This window comes from Cutibacterium nasicola (assembly GCF_051303185.1).
Classification (GTDB): Bacteria; Actinomycetota; Actinomycetes; order Propionibacteriales; family Propionibacteriaceae; genus Cutibacterium.
This window is the reverse complement of record NZ_JBPPGE010000003.1, coordinates 359,504-382,189: the sequence shown is the minus strand read 5'-3', so window position 1 is coordinate 382,189 and position 22,686 is coordinate 359,504. Positions and strand designations below refer to the sequence as shown.

At 60.9% G+C, this 22,686-nt stretch carries 18 protein-coding genes, 1 tRNA gene and 1 riboswitch; of the genes, 7 read left to right on the top strand and 12 right to left on the bottom strand.

Going from position 1 to position 22,686, the window contains the following annotated elements; all coding sequences use genetic code 11:
• Window positions 1–121 precede the first annotated feature (121 nt).
• A complete protein-coding gene (locus ACSJJT_RS07430) occupies window positions 122–1,765 on the top strand; it encodes an IS1634 family transposase (RefSeq protein ID WP_435917672.1) in 1,644 nt (547 codons plus the stop codon).
• 240 nt (window positions 1,766–2,005) lie between these two features.
• Here ACSJJT_RS07430 and ACSJJT_RS07425 read toward each other — a convergent pair whose 3' ends face one another.
• Entirely contained in the window at window positions 2,006–3,898 is a 1,893-nt protein-coding gene (locus ACSJJT_RS07425; RefSeq protein ID WP_435917671.1) for a BglG family transcription antiterminator, read from the bottom strand.
• Between the two features lie 272 nt (window positions 3,899–4,170).
• Here ACSJJT_RS07425 and ACSJJT_RS07420 point away from each other — a divergent pair, with 272 nt between their 5' ends.
• The 6 genes from ACSJJT_RS07420 to ACSJJT_RS07395 all read left to right on the top strand — a co-directional run bounded on the left by ACSJJT_RS07420 (window position 4,171) and on the right by ACSJJT_RS07395 (window position 10,232).
• On the top strand, window positions 4,171–5,244 hold the full coding sequence (locus tag ACSJJT_RS07420; RefSeq protein ID WP_435917670.1) for an alcohol dehydrogenase catalytic domain-containing protein: 1,074 nt from the start codon (window positions 4,171–4,173) through the stop codon (window positions 5,242–5,244).
• Entirely contained in the window at window positions 5,234–5,536 is a 303-nt protein-coding gene (locus ACSJJT_RS07415) for a PTS sugar transporter subunit IIB (protein WP_435917669.1), read from the top strand. The genes ACSJJT_RS07420 and ACSJJT_RS07415 overlap by 11 nt, the downstream gene beginning before the upstream one ends.
• Window positions 5,537–5,556: 20 nt before the next feature.
• Complete coding sequence (locus ACSJJT_RS07410; RefSeq protein WP_435917668.1) at window positions 5,557–6,813, top strand: PTS transporter subunit IIC; 1,257 nt, start codon at window positions 5,557–5,559, stop codon at window positions 6,811–6,813.
• A gap of 57 nt (window positions 6,814–6,870) precedes the next feature.
• A complete protein-coding gene (locus ACSJJT_RS07405; protein WP_435917667.1) occupies window positions 6,871–7,347 on the top strand; it encodes a PTS sugar transporter subunit IIA in 477 nt (158 codons plus the stop codon).
• Between the two features lie 221 nt (window positions 7,348–7,568).
• A complete protein-coding gene (locus ACSJJT_RS07400) occupies window positions 7,569–9,098 on the top strand; it encodes a xylulokinase (RefSeq protein ID WP_435917714.1) in 1,530 nt (509 codons plus the stop codon).
• Window positions 9,099–9,197: 99 nt separating this feature from the next.
• On the top strand, window positions 9,198–10,232 hold the full coding sequence (locus tag ACSJJT_RS07395) for an NAD(P)H-dependent glycerol-3-phosphate dehydrogenase (protein WP_435917666.1): 1,035 nt from the start codon (window positions 9,198–9,200) through the stop codon (window positions 10,230–10,232).
• 176 nt (window positions 10,233–10,408) lie between these two features.
• Here ACSJJT_RS07395 and ACSJJT_RS07390 read toward each other — a convergent pair whose 3' ends face one another.
• From ACSJJT_RS07390 to gyrB, 11 genes are all read right to left on the bottom strand, one after another.
• Complete coding sequence (locus ACSJJT_RS07390) at window positions 10,409–10,570, bottom strand: DMT family transporter (RefSeq protein ID WP_435917665.1); 162 nt, start codon at window positions 10,568–10,570, stop codon at window positions 10,409–10,411.
• A gap of 72 nt (window positions 10,571–10,642) precedes the next feature.
• Window positions 10,643–10,708: riboswitch (guanidine-III (ykkC-III) riboswitch) on the bottom strand.
• Between the two features lie 126 nt (window positions 10,709–10,834).
• Window positions 10,835–10,908 (bottom strand) — tRNA-Ile (locus tag ACSJJT_RS07385).
• A 94-nt stretch (window positions 10,909–11,002) separates the two neighbouring features.
• Complete coding sequence (gene rbsD, locus ACSJJT_RS07380) at window positions 11,003–11,386, bottom strand: D-ribose pyranase (RefSeq protein WP_435917664.1); 384 nt, start codon at window positions 11,384–11,386, stop codon at window positions 11,003–11,005.
• The gene (locus ACSJJT_RS07375) at window positions 11,383–12,324 is read right to left on the bottom strand and encodes a ribokinase (protein WP_435917663.1); all 942 of its coding nucleotides are present in this window, start codon (window positions 12,322–12,324) and stop codon (window positions 11,383–11,385) included. The genes rbsD and ACSJJT_RS07375 overlap by 4 nt, the downstream gene beginning before the upstream one ends.
• Window positions 12,321–13,265 carry a D-ribose ABC transporter substrate-binding protein gene (locus ACSJJT_RS07370; protein ID WP_435917662.1) on the bottom strand — a complete coding sequence of 315 codons (945 nt, stop codon included), beginning with the start codon at window positions 13,263–13,265 and terminating at the stop codon, window positions 12,321–12,323. The genes ACSJJT_RS07375 and ACSJJT_RS07370 overlap by 4 nt, the downstream gene beginning before the upstream one ends.
• Before the next feature lie 50 nt (window positions 13,266–13,315).
• Complete coding sequence (locus ACSJJT_RS07365; RefSeq protein ID WP_435917713.1) at window positions 13,316–14,317, bottom strand: ABC transporter permease; 1,002 nt, start codon at window positions 14,315–14,317, stop codon at window positions 13,316–13,318.
• 53 nt (window positions 14,318–14,370) lie between these two features.
• Complete coding sequence (locus ACSJJT_RS07360; protein WP_435917661.1) at window positions 14,371–15,882, bottom strand: sugar ABC transporter ATP-binding protein; 1,512 nt, start codon at window positions 15,880–15,882, stop codon at window positions 14,371–14,373.
• Complete coding sequence (locus ACSJJT_RS07355) at window positions 15,879–16,886, bottom strand: LacI family DNA-binding transcriptional regulator (protein WP_435917660.1); 1,008 nt, start codon at window positions 16,884–16,886, stop codon at window positions 15,879–15,881. The genes ACSJJT_RS07360 and ACSJJT_RS07355 overlap by 4 nt, the downstream gene beginning before the upstream one ends.
• Window positions 16,887–17,122: 236 nt before the next feature.
• A complete protein-coding gene (locus ACSJJT_RS07350) occupies window positions 17,123–17,755 on the bottom strand; it encodes a DUF3566 domain-containing protein (RefSeq protein ID WP_435917659.1) in 633 nt (210 codons plus the stop codon).
• Window positions 17,748–20,423, bottom strand: a complete 2,676-nt coding sequence (gene gyrA / locus ACSJJT_RS07345) for a DNA gyrase subunit A (protein ID WP_435917658.1) — start codon at window positions 20,421–20,423, stop codon at window positions 17,748–17,750. The genes ACSJJT_RS07350 and gyrA overlap by 8 nt, the downstream gene beginning before the upstream one ends.
• A gap of 49 nt (window positions 20,424–20,472) precedes the next feature.
• Entirely contained in the window at window positions 20,473–22,530 is a 2,058-nt protein-coding gene (gene gyrB / locus ACSJJT_RS07340) for a DNA topoisomerase (ATP-hydrolyzing) subunit B (RefSeq protein WP_435917712.1), read from the bottom strand.
• Window positions 22,531–22,686: the final 156 nt, after the last annotated feature.

Below are 22,686 nucleotides of genomic sequence, written 5' to 3'. Positions count from 1 at the left end.
CCTGACTTGATGCAGTTTTTCGGGGTTCGGTCGGGTGTGTTGGTCTGGCTAGGGGTTTCGTGTTCGATCGTGGCTGTTTTGGGGCACTAAGACGGTCCTGGGGGCCCGTATTGTGGGGGTCATGACCTATGTCCGGACGGTCCGCACGGGTTCGGGTGCGGTGGCGGTCCAGATCGCTGAGAAGCGACGGGGCAGGCGCATCATCGTGGAGTATGTGGGCTCGGCTCACAGTGACGAGGAACTGGCGGTACTCAAGACCACTGCCTGGGCCAGGATCGAGCAGTTGAGCGGCCAGGAGCCCTTGGACCTGGGCGTGGAGATCCCGGTTGCGGTCGAGGAGTCGTTCACCGAGCCCGTGGTCCAGGACAGGTTGACCGGTGAGGACTCTGGACGCCATGAGAGTTCAGCGCTTGCCAGGCCTGCGCAGGTCGTCTCGACGGCCTCGGACCTGTTGTGGTCTGTGCTGGACAGGGCCTATCGCCGCCTGGGATTCGACGCGGTTGCCGATCAGGTGTTCGAGCAGGTCGTTGTGGCCCGGATCGTCGAACCCACCTCGAAACTGGCTGTCGGGCGGGTCCTGACCGGTTTGGGTCAGGACCTGCCGCATCACACCACGATCTACCGGCACCTGGCTCGTGCCCAGGACCGCGACTACCGTGCCGTGATCACTGATGCCTGCCACCGGTACTCGGCCGGTGGCGGGGAGGTGACTCTGGTGCTCTATGACGTGACCACCCTGTACTTCGAGGCTGAGAACGAGGACAGTCTGCGCAAGGTCGGCTATTCGAAGGAACGCCGGGTTGATCCCCAGATCGTGGTCGGGCTCCTCGTGGACCGCTGGGGCTTTCCCCTCCAGATTGGCTGTTTTCCCGGCAACAAGGCCGAGACCACGACCCTGATCCCGATTGTTGAGGCCTACCGGTCGGCCCACGAGATCGCCGACATGGTGGTGGTCGCAGACGCCGGCATGCTGTCGGCCTCCAATCTGGAGGCCCTGGACGGTGCGGGTCTGCGGTTCATCGTGGGATCCCGGTCGGTAAAGGCCCCCAGCGACCTGGCCGGCCATTTCCACTGGAACGGCACGGCCTTCGATGACGGGCAGATCATCGACACGATCACACCCCGCACAGTGAGGAGGAAGACCTGCCACCCTCGCAGCAGACGGGCCGAGCCGGTCTGGGATCCAGCCGGGTCCACCGATAGCTGGCGGGCGGTCTGGCAGTACTCCCGCAAACGGGCCGTGCGGGACTCGGCCACATTGACGGCTCAGGAGAACCGCGCCAAAGCCGTGGTCGACGGTGACAGACCGGCCCGCAAGCCACGGTTCGTCAGCGCATCGGCGAACGGCTTGTCCTTGGATCACAAGGCGATCGACCGGGCCCGCCAACTGGTCGGGTTGAAGGGATACGTGACCAATATTCCAGTATCGGTGATGACTCCGGTCCAGGTGATCGGGGCCTACCACGACCTCTGGCACGTCGAGGACTCCTTCCGCATGGCCAAGTCCGACCTGCGGGCCCGGCCCATCTTCCACCGGCTCTCTGACTCCATCGAGGCCCACCTGACCACGGCATTCGCCGCCCTGGCAGTCTCGCGTTACCTACGACAGGTCACCGGCCTGTCGGTCAAACGGATCGTCCATACCCTCGCCCCACTACGCTCAGCGACCCTGGAGATCAACGGCTCGCTTCACACCATCAAGCCCCAGACCACACCCGAGGCCCGCGCCATCATCAACGCGATCGAGTCCGATGCGGGGCACTAAGCCAATGCAACAAGTCAGGTGCCACGGAGCGCACCTGCCCGGGAAGGCGCGCCTTTGCCCATTCCAACGGCTGATCAGGCGAGCTCGTGGTGGTGCAATTCTTGCCTTTCGTCTCGGGTAGGGTGTCCCGCAGGATGACGTCGCGCAGCAGGCCGAGGGACATGCCGGCGGTACCGGTGATGGTGGGGTCGGTGCCGGCCGGACGTGATGACCGGAACGAAGGCGACGGCCCCGGAGACCTCACATGGATATTTGCTTGTCGAGAAATTTCATGAATTCATGATACGACGAAATTGACCGTAATTCTGTGAACAATTCCTGATCGTAGAGGACACGAATCAACGGCTGATAGAACCTCACGAAATCATCATAGTCCCCCTCATTGATGGCAAGCAGGAGAACCAAGCTAACATCTGACGTTTCCCAGTCGATCGGAGTTGACGGTATGAGGATCGCAATCTTGGTCTCATACGCCAAGAAGTCCATCGCGTGTGGGACCGCGAACCTCCGGAAGAAGACCGTGGATGAGTACCCTTCCCTCAGAAAAACACTTTCCCTGAAGGTGTCGGGAACAATACCATTCCCCTCCATCGCCTCACACATGAAGTCGAGAGTTTCACGCCATGAGTCGAAGGATCTTCCAGTGAAGAACAATGTAGGATCGAGAAAACGTTTCATCGCGCTTGCAGTGGCAATCCGCGACTTCTTCTCACTAGCCCTCAAGAGTGCAGAATCAATCGCCGACAGATCGAGATCCGACATCAACGCACTGATGGGAACACAGGTATGACGGTGCGATGGTTCCTCAGTCGTCGATATCACGATGTCGCAATCGCAGGTATCTGCTTCCGCGACAGATGAGACGATGTCCACAATTCTCATCCGATCCGCGAAATGGTCGACCAGTCCGGTCAATAGAAGATCACGGAGTGCCCGGTAACGAGGACAGACCACCACTGCTGTAACCAAACTCGGATTCGGCGCAGGTTCAGAATACAGTCCTATGTAGACGGCCAAAAGCCCGATCTCGTCATCGGTGAAGAAAATTCCCAACAGCCTCGAAAGCTTGTCAGCCAAGTACACGGCGGCGTCATAAAGGAATGGTGACCGTGATCTCAATGACTCACGCAGAGTATTGCGAAAATAGGGCATTGAAGGAGCGTGAGCCATGAGTCGTTCAACATGTTTCGAAACACTGCCGTACAGCTCTTCCTTCGCGATGACCAACCCGAAGTGTTCAACCGTGTCATCCAGGCACCTGCTCACTGTCGAGCAAATGTCACAGGAATCAGAGTGATGATCGGGTTCGCCATGCCCAAGTCCGAGGGTCGCTCCAATGATTGACCTCAAGTAGGCGTCATCAGCGGATGACAGTGGGCGATCAGGGTACAACTTCCGCAATCCAACCAGAAACTGATCGCACAACATCTCAGATTGGTTACTCATCACCAGATCCGTCGCCGCGTCGTCCTCGATCGGAAAACTGTACCGTTGTACGCATATTGCGATGTTCACGACCATGTTGCTGAGTCGTATGTCATCAATTTCCAGGTAGTGATCACACAACGTTTCGACGACCAAGTTCTCGATATCACCCAGTCTGACATCTGGCAGATACCTGGCCACCTTGTCATTCTGGCCGACAACAGCGTCCATGGCCGTATTCACGAGGCTTCCCAAGAAATTTCGGAAATGAACTTCGTCGCCATCCAGCTGAATCTCTGAACCCTTCACCGACAGGTGCAACGAATGATCTTCGAACTGTGGCTTCAAACGTTTCAGCGATGCTTTTATGACAGACTCGCTGAGATAGCAATCACGCATGACGTCATAGATCGTGGTGTCGGGAGTGTCGAGCAGATACAGGAGTATCCGTTCGTGATGCTCGAGCTGAGTTGAAAACTCTGAATTCCTTGCAACGACCTCGGTGTACACGGATTGCTCCACCGAATATCCGTTCGTCGTTGATTCAATAATATTTTCCCGACTGATCCCATTGATCCGCGCAATATCGTATCTGAGCGTCCTCGTACTGACACCAAGGAGCCCCGCGAGGTCGGTCCCTTTGATGGAGTGATCGACCTCGCTGAGCAGCTGCAGCAACAGAGCCTGCCGCTGTGAAAAACGAATCAACAGAACACACCTGACATCGACGTATCATCACTGGAACGACACATCATGTCATAGATCCTTGTGCGGTGGAATTCGGGTTTTGCCTCGGCACTGGCAACGAAGCGTTTCCCCCTGGACGGCAACGAATCTGATCCGCACTCCTGGAACCGATGGGGCATGAAATGCTCGTCGGCCTCAACCATCATTGTCGTCCAGGAAGGGTCATCGCTGACCCAGTGCCGAGGACAAAACGGCAACCACATCGCACCGCGGCGAAGACAGGAGGTTACTCAATGGCCGAGATGATGAACGCTGCACTAATGTATGGACCTGGCGACATTCGTGTCGAAGAGGTACCGAAGCCCACGTGCCCTCCCGGAGGATTCATTCTGAGGGTCGATGCCGTGGGACTGTGTGGTTCAGACGTTCGCAATCTCACGACGGATTCCCGGAAGGGCGACTATCCCTTCATCTACGGACACGAGGTCGTGGGGACGGTGTGCGAGACGGCCGATGACGTGGCCGGGTACAAGACTGGCGACAGGATCTACGTCTACCCCGAAGCACACTGTCTGAAATGCGAGTACTGCCGTTCGGGACACAGCAACCTGTGCACTGACGTCGAACACTACGTGGACCGCCCCGGCGGTTTCGCAGAGTACGTTTCGTACACGAGTAAGCGTGTCGAGCGCGGTGCAACGTTCCGGGTACCCGAGGGAATCTCACCGGTTCGTGCCAGCCTGGCCGAGCCCCTGTCGTCGGCGTATTCGTGTGTTGAGAACATCAACGTCAAGCTCGGGGACACCGTCGCGATCCTCGGAGCTGGCCCCGTTGGCATTTTCCTGTCCATCCTGAGCAAGCTGCGCGGGGCATCGCGGATCATCCTGATCGACATCAACAAGAACCGTCTGACGCGCGGGCTGGATTTCGGAGTCGACGAGATCATTGACTCCAGCGATGTTGATCCGATCGGCGCTGTCCGTGAGCTCACGCACGGATTGGGCGCAGACAAGGCCATCTCAGCAAACCCGACCGCTCTTGGCCAGCAACAAGCCGTCGAGATGACTCGCCCCGGAGGAACCGCTGTCTTCTTCGGTGGTGTCCCCAAGGGGACCTGTGTCAGCCTTGATTCCAATTCCGTCCATTACAAGGGCATGTGGATCTACGGCCACTATGGGGCAACCAGTGTTCAGGTCCAAAAGGCATTCGAACTCGCCATTGACGACAAGTTCCCCGCCGAACAGGTCATCAGCAACGTTGTGCCACTGAGTCAGATCAACGAAGCTATCGAACTCACCCGTACCGGCGAGGCCCTGAAGGTGGTCCTCGTACCCCATGAAAAGGAAGGTGAACACCATGACAAGTGAAGTCAAAGTTCTCATCGCATGTGGCTCAGGAATCGCCACGTCTACGGTCGCTCAGGAAAAGGTCAAGGAAATCCTGCGAGACGCCAAAATACCCGCAAAGATCACCAAAGGGACTGTGGGACAGCTGCCGACTCTCCAGGACGGAGTCGATGTCATCATGTTGACGACCCGCTACGGCAAGCCGTTGAACAAGCCCGTCATTCAAGTGTTCGGTCTCATTTCCGGTATCAACCAAGACGCGGTGGCAGAAGAAATCATCTCCACGTGTCGAGATGTCTTGAACCAGAAATGATCTTCTAGGAGCATTTTATCATGTCAATCATCAAGGATATTCTTGACATCGGCGCCGTGGTCATCCTGCCGATCGTCATGCTGATCCTCTGCCTGATCTTCAGGATGCCTTTCGGTAAGTCCCTCAAGGCCGGTCTGATGATCGGTATCGGATTCTCCGGCCTGTCCCTGGTCATCGGATTCCTGATGACGTCCGTGCAGCCGGCAGTGGATTACTACCGGCACATGGGCGGTGGATTCACGACGGTTGATGTCGGCTGGGCAGCAGTTGGTGCGGCATCATTCGGAGTACCGTTTGCCGCTCCCGCCATCCTCCTTGTCGTCCTCATAAACGTTGTCATGATCCTCGCGAAGATGACGAACGTACTCAACGTCGACATCTGGAACTTCATTCATTTCCTGGTCCCCGGGACGCTGGCCTATGCACTGACGAACAACGCCTGGATAGGACTGGGTGTCGTCTTGGTGCTTTCGGTCATTGATCTCATCGTGGCTCAGCATGTCGCACCAAAGTGGCAGGAATACTATGGTCTCACAGGAACAACATGTTCGACTCTTTCCTACATCACATCGGCATGGCCCATCGCAATCGCATTGAACTGGGTCATCGACAAAATTCCCGGAGTTCGTAAGATCGACATCTCCATGGAGAATGTCGGCGACAAGCTCGGATTCTTCGGCGACACCGCCTTCATCGGTCTCATCGTTGGTGTATTCCTAGGACTCATGACCCGTCAGCCCTGGCAGGGCGTCCTCATCATGGGTATGGGAATCGCCGCCGTTCTGGTGCTCCTGCCTCGAATGGTCTCGGTCATGATGGAGGGTCTGTCGACGGTCGGTGAAGGTGCGAAGGCCTTCATGAAGCACCACCTCGGGAAGAACAAGGATGGCAGTGAACGCGAGCTCAACATCGGCATGGATGTCGCTCTGGCACTCGGTGACCCGGCAGCCATCACCATCACCGTTCTCATGATCCCGCTGTGCATTGCCTTCGCATTCATCATTCCTGGAATGAACTACTTCCCGGTCGGGATGCTCACCGTGATCGTCTACATGATGCCGATGATCTGTCTGGCATGCAACGGAAACATGTTCCGCTCTCTCGTCATTGGAACGATCTACATGTTCTTTGTTGAGTGGGGTGCCAGTTTCTTCGCGCCAGAGGCTACTGCGATGATGCACGCCACCGGCGTTCAGGTTTCCGGCTCTGTGACTGATGCATTCTTCGGTTACAACCTTCCCAACGTCATCATCTCGCTCATCCACCGGATGTTCTGATCTGACGGAGCACAGTATCCCCGCGGCTATTTCCGAGCCTGTGAAAGCAGTAACAATATGAGTGTACTTCTGAACACCAAGCTCACAAGCATAAATATCGACGCCACCGACCGTGATCACGTCCTGACAACCATGGCTGACCAGCTGGATGAGTCCGGGGTAACCAGGCCAGGATTCTTGGAAGCCCTCTTGAAACGAGAGAAGGACTACCCAACCGGCCTGCCTGTCAGTGGCGGCGTAGCCATCCCGCATACAGATCCTCTGTATGTCACGAGAGATGCCCTGGCTGTCACGACCTTGCGTACACCGGTTCTCTTCGGTCAGATGGGAGGATCAGAAGAGGATGAGGTTCCAGTGTCCGTCGTCATTCTCATGGCTTTGTCGAATGCGGACGATCATCTGAGCATGCTTCAGAACATCGTTAAATCCATTCAGGATGGCGATCTCATGAAAACGATCAGGAGCGCTACCGAACCAGAAGAGATCGTTTCCCTCGTCAGGGCGATGATACCTTCTGATGCCGAAGCTGCCTGACGACAGCTGGCGCTGAATCTCATACCAGATTGTGCAGCGCGACATCATGCCACGACAAAAGAATGAGCTTGTGTCGCTCATGACGTCGCGCTGTATTCACATTCGATCCTGATTGTTTCGGCATGTGATCGGGATCACCAAGACGACTTCGTCGTTGCAGTTGTTTTTGGAAAGGCTGAAGAATGAACAACAAGAGCACTGACGGGCCCCTTGTCGTCGCCATCGATTCATCAACGACCTCCACGAAGGCCATCGTCGTCGATGTCGACGGAAATGTGCTGGACACCGCCAAGCGTCCCATCCAGTTGCACACCCCTGCAATGGATCAGTACGAGCACAATCCCATCCGCTGGTGGGAAACCTCGCGCGACACGATCAGCGAGGTCATTTCTGGTCTCAGTCCTGCAGATCGATCCCGTGTCCGCGCTATTGGCGTGACACAGCAGCGAGAGTCCTTCGCCCCGTTCAAGGCAGACGGCACACCACTGCGCAACGGCATTCTGTGGTTGGATGGCCGCGCCACCGAGCAAATTCGCACCTACGGCACTGATCGCGTCCACCAGTTGTCCGGAAAACCGGCAGGCGTCACACCTGCCATCTACAAGATGGCATGGCTCAAGCAATACGAACCGGACGCCTTCGCCCCGGCCGACAAGGTCATCGACGTCGGCGGCTACATCTGCTTCAACCTCACCGGGAGGTGGGCCACGTCGGAGGCGTCCGCCGACTCCCTTGGTCTGTTCGACATCGAATCGCGCACGTGGGCCGACGAACTCCTCGAGGTCGCCGGTGTCCGTCGCGACCAGATGGCCGAACTCGTCCCACCTGCTGATGTCATTGGCAATCTACGCCCCGAGCTTGTCGCGGACTGGGGACTTGACGGTACGATCCCGGTCATAGCGGGGCTTGGCGACGGTCAGGCAGCCGGCATCGGCGCCGCCGCAATCACTCCCGACATCGCCTACCTCAACCTCGGCACCGCCGTGAACGCTGGCGTCGAATCCCCCACCTACAGGTACGACTCCGCGGTACGGACCCTGGTGTCCGGAATTCCTGGTGAGTACGTCTTCGAGGTTCTGCAGTCGTCCGGCTCCTACCTGGCCGGGTGGTTCCGCGAGGCGCTCGGTGATCCACGTCTCCTGGGTGAGCCAGATCCCGAGCTCGAGGCGGCTGCCAGCACCATCCCTCCTGGCTGTGAGGGCCTCATCACCCTCCCCTACTGGAATGCCGTGCAGTCTCCGTACTGGGATCCGGTCGCCCGTGGAGCCGTGGTAGGTTGGCGCGGGACTCATTCCCGTGCACACATGTATCGCTCCATCCTCGAATCCATCGGATTCGAGATGCGCTTCAACCTGGACTGCATCGAGAAACAGACGGGCGTCCGCATCACGACCTTGCGTGCCATGGGAGGCGGAACTCGTTCCACGCTGTGGCGTCAGATCATGGCCGACACCGCCGGTGTGCCCATCACGACATGCGTCGAGGACGAGATTTCTGCGCTGGGTGCCGCTGTGCTCGCCATGGCCGGTATCGAGGCACATGGCAGCCATGACGTCGCCGTCTCCGCCACGGCGATGGCTCACTTCGGCGACACCACCGAGCCCGACATGTCCCTGCACGAGCAGTACGAGGACATCGCCGAACTCCAGCATCGTCTCTACCCGCAGCTTCAGGAGGTCTTCGAGGACCTCCACACCTTGGCCAACAGATACCCCAGCACCAAGCCCGAGTCACCCAAGCTGTCGTGCTGAGGAGGGGCAAGACTACGGTGGGGTTGAAGGTGCCAGATCTGACATCCTTCGCGACACCGTCCGCCTCGTGATCGACAGCGAACACAGGAAGGATGCAACATGTCAATTTTCACCGTTCTGGGCGCAGGAGCCATGGGCACCGCGCTGTGCAAACCCCTCATCGAATCGGGTTGGGAGGTGCATCTGTGGGGGACATGGTTGGACGACCACCTGCTCGACTGCATCGAGAAGGGTGAGTCCCATCCCCGCATCAAGGTCGAGGCAGCACCGGGAATCAAGACATATCGCTGCGACGAGCTCGCGGCGGCCCTCGCGGACTCTGAGGTCATCGACATCGCCGTGACGTCTGACGGCCTGCCGCATGTCACCGAGATGGTGCTGGAACACCTCGGAGATCTGCGGGCTCTGTGCCTGACGGCCAAGGGCTTCTGGACCAATCCCGAAGGACGCATCACACTGCTGCCCGACGCCATTCGTGCCATCGCAGCTGACAAGGGGGTCTCCCTTCCCCCGATCGTCGCCATCGGTGGACCTGTCAAGGCCAATGAGTGCGCTGCCGGAGAGGTGACGGCGACGACCTTCGCCTGCACCGACTTCGACATCGCCAAGGGACTGGCAGCTGATGCGTCCACCGCCACCTACGGCATTCGTCCCAGTGACGACGAGGTCGGCGTCGAGCTGTGTGCTGCCCTCAAGAACGTCTATGCCATTGCCCTGGGCATCGCTGACGGTCTGGGGGAGGCGAGCGGCATCCCGCGTCACAACCTCAAGGCAGCGACCTTTGCCCAGGCCGTCCGGGAGATGTCCATCCTCGTCGACCATGCCGGTGGTCATGCTGAGACTCCCTACGGCCTCGCCGGGGTGGGAGACCTCGAGGTCACCGGTCTGTCCGGCCGAAACAAGCTGTACGGCGTTCGCCTCGGCAAGGGGGAACACCCCGATGACGCCTTGGCGACCATGAATGAGCTCGAACAGACCGTCGAGGGGTACCCGGCAGCTCCGCTGGCCGTTCGATTCGCCGATCAACTTGGTGCGGACGAGAAGACGGTCCCACTGCTGCACACCGTGGCCCGCATCCTTTCCGGGGAGGCAAACGACGTCCACAAGGCTGTAGCTGCCGCCGTCAAGCCCTGACGATGTGACAGGAACAGTGCGGTGCGGAGTCATCGATCCGCACCGCACTACTTGTCTCGTGCGTGGGCGACAACATGGACACCTACGTCACTCCACGAGCGTGAGACCAATGACGCACCCGACGATCCCGCCCAGCAGCAGAACCCTGACCACCCAGCCCGGCTCAACGCCGATGATCATCGCGTACACGACCGTGACAACGGCCTCGTTCCAACCCACACGGCACAGGCCGTCCCTACACGTACGGACTTCAGTGCCATCGCCACGCCGAGCATGCTCACGGCACACCCGACAACGACGCTCGGGACGGGTTTGGTGAATCCTTCGGATCGACCCATTACCGTCATTCAGACGGCCCCAAGGAACCGAGCACCACAAGACTCAGCCATGCCATGACAACAACCACCTTTTCCAGGCCGCCTTGTCGCTGCCCGGGTACGGCTCCCTCGTCCGGATCCCACTGGTCAGGGGCATGGCCCCTCCTCACACACAGCGAGCTACCGACCCAAAAGGCCTCCACTGCGGACAAGCATGGCGCACAGCGCCAGTGAGACGCCATCTAGACGCAACAAAACCCCTTGTCATCAAGGGGTTTTGTGTCGTGGGCCTAACTGGACTTGAACCAGTGACCTCCGCCTTATCAGGGCGGCGCTCTAACCGACTGAGCTATAGGCCCGAACCTCGACCGGTTTACCGGCCGCGAATAAGGACCCTAATGGATACTTACCGTTCAGGGCAAATCGGCATCCGATCGAGGTGTCATGCTCCACTCAGAACGCCACTCCACAATGAACGATGACGTTGGAGTACGGAGTCGTCTCACCGGTTCGCACCACGAAGGAGACACTCGGAAGTGCCTTCTTCAGGTCTTCGTGACTGACGGCTCTGACCTCGTCGATCCGATTCCTCACCCACTCCTCCGGCTCGTGGCCGACAGCTTCGGTGGCGATCGTGGCCCCCTCGACGGCGACCTCATCCAGGATGGCGTCGAAAACCTCCTGGAACCTCGGAGTTCCCAGCACCAGGGCCAGATCAATCACCGGAACGTCCGCAGGAATCGGTAACCCGGCATCCGCGACGACGAAGGTCTGGGTATGCCCCAACCTGGCCACCGCCGCACACAACTGAGGGTTGAGCAATCCGCTCTTCCTCATGCTTGATCCCCCTGACGAAGGCTCTCGATCTCCCCAACGCTGGGGTAGGAGGTCTGTGCCCCTCGTCTGGTCACCGTCGCCGTCGCCACCGCAGTGGCAAAACGGCAACCTTCGAGAAGGCTATGGCCGCGAGCCAGCTCAGCGGCCAAGGCACCGACGGAGGCGTCACCCGCACCGACCGTATCGACAGCAACAGTGCTCGTTGCCGGCACGGAGTCGAAGCCTTCCGGTCCGCCGACAATGCATCCGGCCGATCCCAGGGTGATGACGACGCTGCGACACCCAAGGTTCAACAACTCACGCAGGGCGGCATCAGGATCCTCCTCGAGGCGAGGTGTCGTCGACCCCAGCGCGGCAGCGACAAGGGCAGCCTCGTGCTCATTGACCACCAGTGGATCGGACATCCGGATGACCTCTGGGTCCACGTCAATGACCGGAGCCAGGTTGAACACGAACCTCTTGGCGCAGCGGGCCGCCGCGGCGATCCCGTCGCGCGGGATCTCGCCCTGGCAGACCACGACGTCAGCGCCCTCCACCCTCTCGGCCTGAGCACGCACGCTCTGGCCATCAACCGTCCCATTGGCAGCCGCGATGACGATGATCGAGTTCTCCCCGGAATCAGCCACCATGACGACGGCGGTCCCCGTCAGGATGTCTCGATGCTCCACACCGTCAAGGCCGACGCACTCCGAGAGCAGGGAGAGGGCCGTCCGTGCGGTCGGATCATTCCCGACGGCACCGACCATCTCCACCTGGGCTCCGCAACGCGCCGCCGCGAGGGCCTGGTTGGCCCCCTTGCCGCCGGGGGTCAGGGTGGCCTCTCCCCCGGCCAGGGTCTCCCCAGGTCCTGGGAACCTCTCCACACCGACCCTCATGTCGGTGTTGATCGACCCCACGACGGCAACCTTGCCGGAAGATGTCACACACTCATCGCTCATTCGTAGTCCTTCGCGTTGTCCTTGGTCACCAGCACAACCTTGATCGGGGTGGTCTTGGAAACCGTCTTGCCGGCCAGAATGTCGGCGGCCTGGTCCACCGCGGCCTTGCCAAGCAGAGCGGGCTGCTGGGCGATCGTCGCTCCCAGGGTTCCAGTCTTGACGGCCTTGATGCCGTCAGCAGTGCCGTCGAAGCCGACGATCTTGACGCCCTTGCCAGCCTTCGATCCCAGAGCGGAGATGGCGCCGATGGCCATCTCGTCATTCTCGGCGAAGATGCCAGCCGCCTTCGGGTGTGCCTGCATGAGATTGGTCGTCACGTCGAGGGCCTTGGAGCGGTCGAAGTTGGCGGTCTGCTTGGCGACCACCTTGATGGACGGGTGTTTGGCGATCTCCTCGGTGAATCCCTTGCCACGGTCGCGGGATGCCGAGGCTCCCGGGGTCCCCTGCAGGTGGATGATCTCGCCCTTGTCGCCCATGATCTTGGCGAGCTCCTTGGCAGCCTCGGCACCACCAGCCACGTTGTCAGAGGCGATGAAAGAGGCGACGTCACCGCTGGAGGAGCTGCGGTCGACAGTGATGACCGGAATCCTGGCCTTGTTGAGGGCCTTGACTGAGGGGGCGACGGCGTCGGAGTCGGTCGGGTTGACGATGACGACCTTGGCCGCAGTGGACACCGCATTGGCGAGCTGGTTGGCCTGGGTGGCGGCGTCGTCGGAGGCATCCTGGACCTGGAGGTTGACCCCCTTGGCCTTGGCCTCCTTCTCGGCGCCGTCAACCAGCTGGACGAAGAAGGGGTTGGTCTGGGTGGAGACGGCCAGCACGACCGTCCCGGTGGCGGCCGATCCGGATCCGCCGTCGCGGTTGCAGCCCGCCAAACCGGTGGCAGCCATCGACGCGACGACCGCCGTCGCGAGGACCTTGTGAGCAGTCTTGAACTTCATCGTTCCACCTTTCATCTTTCAACAGTGTTTTTCAGTTGCCAATATTGTGCTCAGGACTCTTTCTTGGACCTGAGGACGTCGAATCCGACAGCCAGGGCAATGACGCAGCCAATGACGACCTGCTGCCAGAAGGAGGACACATTGAGAATGTTGAGGCCATTACGAATGACAGCCAGAAGGACAGCACCAATGAAGGTACCGCTGGCCTTTCCAGAACCGCCCGACAGGGAGGCGCCACCAATGACGACGGCGGCGATGGCATCCAGCTCATATCCCATACCCGCTTGGGGCTGAGCCGAGGACAGGCGACCGGCCAGCACCAGGCCGGCCAAGCCTGCGAACAGACCGGCGAGGGCGTAGACGGCGACGAGGATGCGACGCACCGGAATTCCGGAAAGGCGAGCAGCCTCCTCGTTGCCACCGATGGCGTACAGGGACCGGCCGAGCACTGTGCGCGACAGGATGAACCAGCACACCACGCCAGCCAGAGCCAACATGATGACGGGGACGGGGATCGGACCGAGGTCCGCACCCAGGTGGTCCACCGCATCCGACGTGGCAACCGGTGTTCCACCGGATATGACGAGAGTCAGGCCACGAGCGACGCTCATCATGGCCAGCGTCGCGATGAAGGCCGGCAGCTTTCCGTAGGCGATGGCCAGACCGGAGGCGGCCCCGGCGAGGAGACCGATGAGCAGGCCGATGATGAGGGTGAGCCATCCCGGCAGACCGACGTTGGAGAACATCCACGCCGAGACCATGGCCGACAGCGCGGCGACGGAACCGACCGACAGGTCGATGCCGGAGGTGACGATGACGAAGGTCATACCGAAGGCCATGATGGCCACCACGGCTGCCTGAATGCCGATATTGATGATGTTCGGCACGGTGAGGAACACCGGGGTGGCAATGAACAGGGCAATACACAGAATGATAAGACCGACAAGGGCACCATGATTGAGGGCCCAGGAACCAATTCTCCTACCGACTGACGGTTTTTGAGTGGTGGCTGTTGTTGCGGTGGTCACGATGATATTTCCTTTCCCGATCATCGCCGATCGAGACAAGACGACATTGTTTCAATACTTTTCGGATTCAGAAATGGTCATTCTGGTTTTTCATCGACGGGATCGACGGAGGCCACTGCCAACTCCATGACGGCATCCTCGGTGGCCGTCCTGGCATCCAGGGTCCCCATCGCCCGTCCGTGGGCCATGACGAGGATTCGATCGCTCATCCCGATCACCTCGGGCAATTCGCTGGACACCATGAGGACGGCTCCCCCGGCTTCGGTGACGGAGTTGATGAGCTGGTAGATCTCGACCTTCGCACCGACGTCGACCCCTCGGGTCGGTTCGTCGAGCAGCAGGATTGACGAGTCCGCGAGGATCCAGCGACCGATGACGACCTTCTGCTGGTTGCCACCGGACAGGTTGCGCACCGGCTGATCCAGACCGGCCATCCGCACCCGCAGTTTCCCGGCGACGTCCTGGGCTCGTCGTCGCTGGCCGGATCGATCAACCAGACCGGCGTGGGAAGTCGACTTCATGGTCGCGTAACCGAGATTCTCGTTGACCGAGGCGTCCAGGACCAGTCCCTGGGACTTGCGCTCCTCGGGCACGTGGCCGATGCCATGGGCAATCGCGCGGGATACCTTTCCGCCCGGAAGCTCCTTGCCATGAACGCGGACGGTGCCGGAGTCGTACTTGTCAGCCCCGGCAACGGCTCGCAGGACTTCGGTACGTCCGGCTCCCACCAGGCCGGCCAGACCCAACACCTCGCCGGCATGCAGCTCGAATTCGACGTCCTGGAATGCCCCTTCACGACTGAGTCCCTTGACTGACAGCAGCACCTCTCCGACCTCGCCGCGGTGGCGCGGGAACTGGTCGTCAATGTCACGGCCGACCATCATCTTGACCAGCTCGCGCTCGGTGGTGGAGGCGGGAACCTCACCGACGAGGGTGCCGTCGCGCAGCACGGACACATCGTCACCAACGCGCGAAATCTCGTCGAGGTGGTGGGAGATGAACACCATCGCCACGCCCTTGGCCTTGAGGTCGTCCATCACCTCGAAGAGCTGACCGGATTCCTTGCGAGTCAGGGCAGCGGTGGGCTCGTCGAGGATGAGCACCCTGGCATCCATCGAGAGAGCTCTCGCGATCTCCACAAGCTGCTGGTGCGCAGTACTCAGCGACCCGACGAGCCGATCCGGGGAGACGTCCAGGCCAATCCGCTCCAGAGCGGCACGGGCCTGGGCTCGCATCGGACCCCAACTGACGAGTCCACCACGGCTGGGAGTACGTCCCAGCATGATGTTCTCGGCCACCGACATCTGTGGAACGAGGTTGAGCTCCTGGTGGATCGTCGCGATGCCCTCGGCCTCAGCAGCCTTGACGGTGGGAAGGTCAACAGGGTTGCCATCGATGACGATGGATCCCGAGTCTGGGTGGTAGATACCGCTCATCATCTTGATGAGGGTGGACTTTCCGGCTCCGTTCTCACCGAGGAGGACGCGCACCCTGCCCGGGATGACGTCCACGGAAATGTCCTCAATGACCTTGACGGGCCCAAAAGCCTTACTGACGTGGTCCAGTCGAAGTACTGGCGATGTTGTCACTGGTCCTCCTTGACCATTCGGGTTGATGCCCTGACGATGAGATGGGTGTCCAGTCGAGCGGAGCTGGTCGGTTCACCAGCCATGGCATGGTCCAGCAGATCAACGGCCACCTTTCCCATGGCGTCGATGTCCTGGGCAACGACGGTGAGGGCCGGATTGGTGAGACTGAACACCGGAAGGTCGTCGAAACCGACCAGGTCGATGTCTTCACCGATGCGAACTCCCCTGTCGAGGCAGGTTCGCAGGGCTCCCATCGACATCAGCGAGTCGGAGGCGAAGACGGCGGTGGCACCGCGATCGAGTAGTTGTCCGGCACCGACGCGTCCCGATTCCTCCTGGTAGTCACCTTCCACCACGAGGTCATCGACGACGTCGACATCATGCTCGGCCAACAGCTGGCAGTAGGCCTGGTAACGCTCCAAACCAGTCGACGTCTGTTGGGGGCCGGTGATGAAACCGATCCTGCGGTGCCCACGTTCCAACAGGTGATCGACGGCCTCCCCCATTCCGTTCCACGGATCAGAGGTGACGGAGGGCAGTGACGACCCCGCGACCTCACGGTCCACGCAGACCACCTGGACCCCGTCGTCGACCAGGTCCTTGACGGCAAGTTCTCCCAAGCCGGTCGGGGTGACGATCGCACCGTCGACTCGCTGACGACGAAGGGTGTCGACGTATCGGTTGAACTGGTCAGGGGACTCATCGGCGTTGCACAGCAAGGTGGCCCAGCCATGGGCCAGGCAGGCGTTCTCCACAACTGATGCCAGCTCGGCAAAGTACGGGTTTCGAATGTCCGGGACGACCAGACCAATGACGCCGGTGTGGGCCGAACGCAGCGACCTGGCATGAGCGTTCGACAGATAACCGAGCTCCTTGGCCGCCTTGCGCACTGCAGTACGCGACGCTTCCGAGGTCGCGGAACTGCCATTGAGAACGCGAGATGCTGTCCCGAGGGACACACCGGCCAGCTTGGCGACGTCCTTGATCGTCGATTTGCGATCCACCTTTCCCTCCTCTCGTCATCGAGTCCGAGGTCGCCGGGGCCTGTCCCCGACCTCACCCGTGGAAACGTTTCCACAGATGTATGGCATAAATGAAAGCAAACGAGGAACCCCGTGTCAAGGGAATTGGCAGCGGTCCTCGTCAGACCAGTGGGATTGGTATGTGACGTCGCGTCGGACAACACAAAACGTCCCCGAATGCTCACGCATCCGGGGACGTTTCCGCACTTTCAAAGTCCTCAGTCCTCCGCGAGGGTCACCTCCAAGCCACCCATGATCTGAGCGGCCAGGTTGTACAGGAAGCTGAACAGGGTCGAGATGGCTGTGAACAGCACCGCGTTGATGGCACCGATGAGGGCGGTCAGACCCAGCACTCGGCCAGTGTTGACGTAATCGGACAACTGGAACTTCGAGTTCGAGCTCGGGGAGCTGATGAGGTCGTTGGCGACCTTGTTCATAGAGTCGAAGGCACCCGAGGCACCGATGATGCCCCAGATGATCCAGGTCGCGATGAAGAAGATGATGGCACCGGCGACACCGAAGAGCAGGGAGGTCTTCATGACCGACCACGGGTCTACCCGCGTCAGACGCAGCCGGGCCTTACGGGTACGCCTGGCAGCGCGGGCGGGTTGATGCGCCTGGGCGGGACGGGAATCCGGCTGATTGGGCGCCTTCTCCCACGTCGTCGCTCTCGCGTCGGCGCGCTTCACCGCAGGGGTCGACGCCGTCGTCCGCTTGCGATCAGACTCTTGACGCGGGTCGCGGCGCTGCTGGCCCTTCTGCTGGAAGGTACGACGAGCTTCACCGGCAGTCCAGTGCGTCGCCTCTGGGTCGTCGGGACCCGGATGCGTCACCTTCTTCTCGTCACTCACCGTTGTCCTCCGGCTTCATGTCGCTTTCCGCCGTATCGACGGTACGGTCGTCGTCCACAGTATCGCCTTGCGGAAGCACATCCCCGGATTCGGTCTGCGTGGCACCACCTTCGGCGGTTTCCACAGCCTTTTCCTCGACGTCCTCCTCGACCTCGTGCTCGGGATTCACCGCGATGATCGAGACGGCGTCGTCACCGTGCACGGAGACGAACTTCACCCCCATCGTCGAGCGTCCCTTGGCGGGAACCTCGGAGACGGCCGACCGTGTGATCTGACCCGAGGTCTTGATGGCGATAATCTCGTCAGCCTCGCTGACCACCAGGCCACCGACGAGGGAACCACGCTCCTCGTTCAGGGCCATGGCCTTGATGCCAAGGCCACCACGTCCCTGCTGACGGTACTCCGAGACGGCGGTGCGCTTGGCGTAGCCACCGTCGGTCGCAGTGAAGATGAAGCGGTCGTCCTCAGGCATGTCGGAGTGAATGATCGACATCGACAGCAGCTCGTCGTCACCACGGAACTTCATGCCGGTCACGCCGGAGGTGGCACGACCCATCGGCCGCAACTGGTCATCACCGGCGGAGAACCGGATCGCCTGACCTTTGCGGCTGATGAGCAGGACGTCGTCCTCGGCCGAGCACTGCTCGGCACCGATGAGTTCGTCGTCCTCGGTACGGAAGTTGATGGCGATGACGCCGGCCTGACGGGAGGAGTCGTAGGCCTTGAGGGCAGTCTTCTTGACCAGGCCCCTACGGGTTGCCAGCAGCAGGTACTCGGCGTCCTCGTAGGAGCGCAGGGTCATGACCTGGGCGATCTTCTCATCGGGCAGGAAGCTCAGCAGTCCGGCGACGTGACCACCCTTGGCGTCACGGCCGGCCTCCGGCAGCTGCCACACCTTGGTGCGGTAGACACGGCCCATGTTCGTGAAGAAAAGGATCCACTGGTGGTTGGTGGTCGTGAACAGCTGGGCCACCTCGTCGTCAGCACGCAGGCTGGCACCGCGAACACCCTTGCCACCGCGCTTCTGCACGCGGTAGAGGTCGGTGCGCGTGCGCTTAGCGTAACCACCACGGGTGATGGTGACGACGACATCGTCGTCGGGGATGAAGTCCTCCTCGGAGAAGTCCCCGTCAGCCGCGATGATGCGGGTGCGACGCTCGTCACCGTACTTCTCGACGATCTCGGCGAGCTCGGTCGAGATGATCTCGCGCTGACGATCCTCGCTGGCCAGGATGGCCTTGTACCCGGCGATGAGACGCTCGAGTTCCTCGAGACGGTCGATGATCTTCTGGCGCTCCAAGGCGGCCAGACGACGCAGCTGCATGTCGAGGATGGCGCGAGCCTGGATCTCGTCGATGTCGAGCAGCTCCTGCAGGCCGGTGCTGGCGGCCTCGGTGTTCGGGGAGCGACGGATGAGGGCGATGACCTCGTCGAGCATGTCGAGGGCTTTGACGAGGGCTCGCTGGATGTGAGCGTCCTTCTCGGCCTGGGCCAGACGGTACTCGGTACGCCTGCGGATGACCTCCATCTGATGATCGATCCAGTAACTGATGAACTGATCCAGACGCAGGGTGCGCGGCACGTTGTCCACCAGGGCCAGCATGTTGCAGCCGAAGGTGTCCTGCAGCGCGGTGTGCTTGTACAGGTTGTTCATGACGACGCGCGGCTGGGCGTCCCTCTTGAGGACGATGACCAGACGCTGACCGGTACGGGCCGAGGAGTCGTCACGAATGTCCGCGATGCCGTTGATGCGACCGGAGTTCACCAGGTCGGCGATCTTGGTGGCGAGGTTGTCGGGGTTGCACATGTAGGGCAATTCGGTGACGACCAGGCACTGGCGTCCCTTCTTGTCCTCCTCCATGTCGATGACGGCGCGCATCGTCACCGAGCCACGACCTGTGCGGTAGGCGTCCTCGATCCCCTGACGACCCACGATGAGGGCTCCACCGGGGAAGTCCGGGCCCTTGATCCGCTCCATGCACGCCTCGAGCAGTTCCTCCTGGGAGGCCTCAGGGTGTGCCAGGGACCACTGCACAGCCTCGTTGACCTCGCGCAGATTGTGGGTCGGGATGTTGGTGGCCATACCGACGGCAATGCCCGAGGAACCGTTGACGAGCAGGTTCGGGAACCTGGCCGGCAGGACGACCGGCTCGGTCTCCTTGTTGTCGTAGTTGGGCTGGAAGTCGACGGTGTCCTGGTCGATGTCGCGGACCATCTCCATGGCCAGCGGAGCCATCTTGCATTCGGTGTACCGCATGGCCGCGGCACCGTCGTTGCCCTGGGAACCGAAGTTGCCCTGGCCTTGTACCAGCTTGTAGCGCATCGCCCAGGGCTGAGCCAGTCGCACCAAGGTGTCGTAAATGGCCGAGTCGCCGTGGGGATGATACTTACCCATGACGTCGCCGACGACGCGGGAGCACTTGTTCCACCCGCGATCGGGACGATATCCGCCGTCGTACATCGCGTAAATGACGCGACGGTGCACCGGCTTGAGGCCGTCGCGCACATCGGGCAGGGCTCGCCCGACGATGACGCTCATCGCGTAGTCGAGGTAAGCGCTCTGAATCTCGTTGCGAATCTCGACCGGCTGGATTCCGACGTGACGGCCGGTCACCAATCCTTGACGGTCCGCCTGGTTCTGTTCGTCGGGCTTCTCGTCGTCAGCCATGGAGTGTCCTTTGAATGATCAGTGGATGAAGGGAGGTTCGAGGGGATGTTCAGATGTCGAGGAAACGAACGTCCTTGGCATTACGCTGAATGAACGATCGGCGCTGCTCGACGTCCTCACCCATGAGGATGGAGAACATCTGGTCGGCCAGGGCGGCGTCGTCAAGGGTCACCTGGAGCAGCAGGCGCTTGTCGGGGTCCATGGTGGTGTCCCACAGATCCTCGGCGTCCATCTCGCCCAGACCCTTGTAGCGCTGGATCGGGTTGACCTGAGGCAGCTTCTTGCCATGGGCCAGACCGTCGGTGCGCAGCAGGTCGCGCTCCTCGTCGGAGTAGGCCAGCTCATGGGGGGAGTTCGTCCAGCGCAGCCGGAACAGCGGTGGTTGGGCCAGGTAGACGTGCCCGGCGTCAATGACCGGACGCATGAACCGGAACAACAGGGTCAACAGCAGGGTGCGGATGTGCGCGCCGTCGACGTCAGCGTCAGCCATGAGGATGATCTTGTGGTAGCGCAACTTATCCAGATCGAAGTCCTCGTGGACGCCGGTTCCCAGCGCGTTGATGATCGACTCGATGGTCTCTGAGCTCAGCGCGCGGTCGAGACGGGCCTTCTCGACGTTGAGGATCTTTCCTCGCAGCGGCAAGATCGCCTGGATTCGCGGGTCGCGGCCCTGGGAAGCTGATCCACCGGCGGAGTCACCCTCCACGATGAAGATCTCGCACTCCTCTGGGTTGGTCGAGGAGCAGTCCTTGAGCTTGCCGGGCAGAGAGGTCGAGCCCAGCAGACCCTTGCGGTTACGAGCCAGGTCGCGGGCCTTGCGGGCTGCCACTCGGGCCTGGGCAGCGGCCTGGGACTTGCGGACGATGTTCTTGCCCTCATTGGGGTTCTCCTCGAACCAGTCGGAGAGCTTCTCGTTGAGGGCCTTCTGGACGAAGGACTTGGCCTCGGCGTTGCCGAGCTTGGTCTTCGTCTGGCCCTCGAACTGCGGTTCGGTGAGCTTGATGGAGACGACGGCGGTCAGTCCCTCGCGGATGTCGTCACCGGAGACGCGGTCCTCACGCTTCTTGATGAGTCCCCAGGTCTCGCCCCACCGGTTGACGGTGTTGGTGAGGGCAGCACGGAAGCCCTCCTCGTGGGCGCCACCCTCGATGGTGTTGATGGCGTTGGCGAAGGTGTGGACGCTGGTGGTGTACGAGGTGTTCCACTGCATCGCAATCTCCAGACCCATGCCCTCCTCGGGACGGTGGGACTCCAACGAGATGATGGTGGGGTTGATGACGTCGCGGGTGCCGGTGAGGAAACGGACGTAATCCTTGAGGCCCTCCTTGTAGAGGAAGTCCTCGTGGACCGGGTTTCCCTCGTCATCGGCGTGGTCGGCACGACGGTCCGTGAGTGTGATCCGCAAACCCTTGTTGAGGAAGGCCATCTCGCGGAACCGGTTTGACAGCGTTTCGTAGTCAAAGACGATGGCATCGAAAATCTCGTCAGACGGCTGGAAACGCACCGTGGTGCCCTCATGGTCGTCGGGGCCGAGGGCCTCGCACTGCTCCAATGAGCCGTCCGGTTCTCCCAGACTGAAGGACTGACGCCAGTGGTAGCCATCGCGTCTCACCTCAACGACGAAGTGGGAGGCCAGGGCGTTGACGACCGAGGAACCGACCCCGTGCAAACCGCCGGAGACCTTGTAGCCGCCATTGCCGAACTTGCCACCGGCGTGGAGCTTGGTCAGCACCAAGGTGACGGTGGGGATGTGTTCGATGGGGTGTTCCTTGACAGGAATACCACGTCCGTTGTCGGTGACCTGGCACCAGTTGTCATCGAGTAGCTCGACCCGAATGGTGTCGCAGTAACCGGCCATCGCCTCGTCAACGGAGTTGTCGACGATCTCGTAGACGCAGTGGTGCAGGCCGCGCTCACCGGTGGAACCGATGTACATGCCAGGACGCTTCCGAACGGCTTCCAGACCTTCCAGGACGGTGATTTGACCGGCGTCATAGGACCCGTCGACGGTCGTCGGGGGAAGATCCGAGTTGAGAACGTCAGGATGATCAGTGGCGTCGATGAGAAGGTCCTCGGGGGTGTCCCCGTTGGTCACGGACTCGGGCATCTCGGGCTGGCTCACGGGCAATGCGCTCCTGTGTCTCTACAGAGGTCACGGTGACCTCCGGGCCTGGCGTCACCGTCGGATGTCGTGAGCCGACGGAGAGCTCAACGCCCTAATGCTACCGCAATCCTGCGCGGTACCGGACAGTGGAATCCGCGA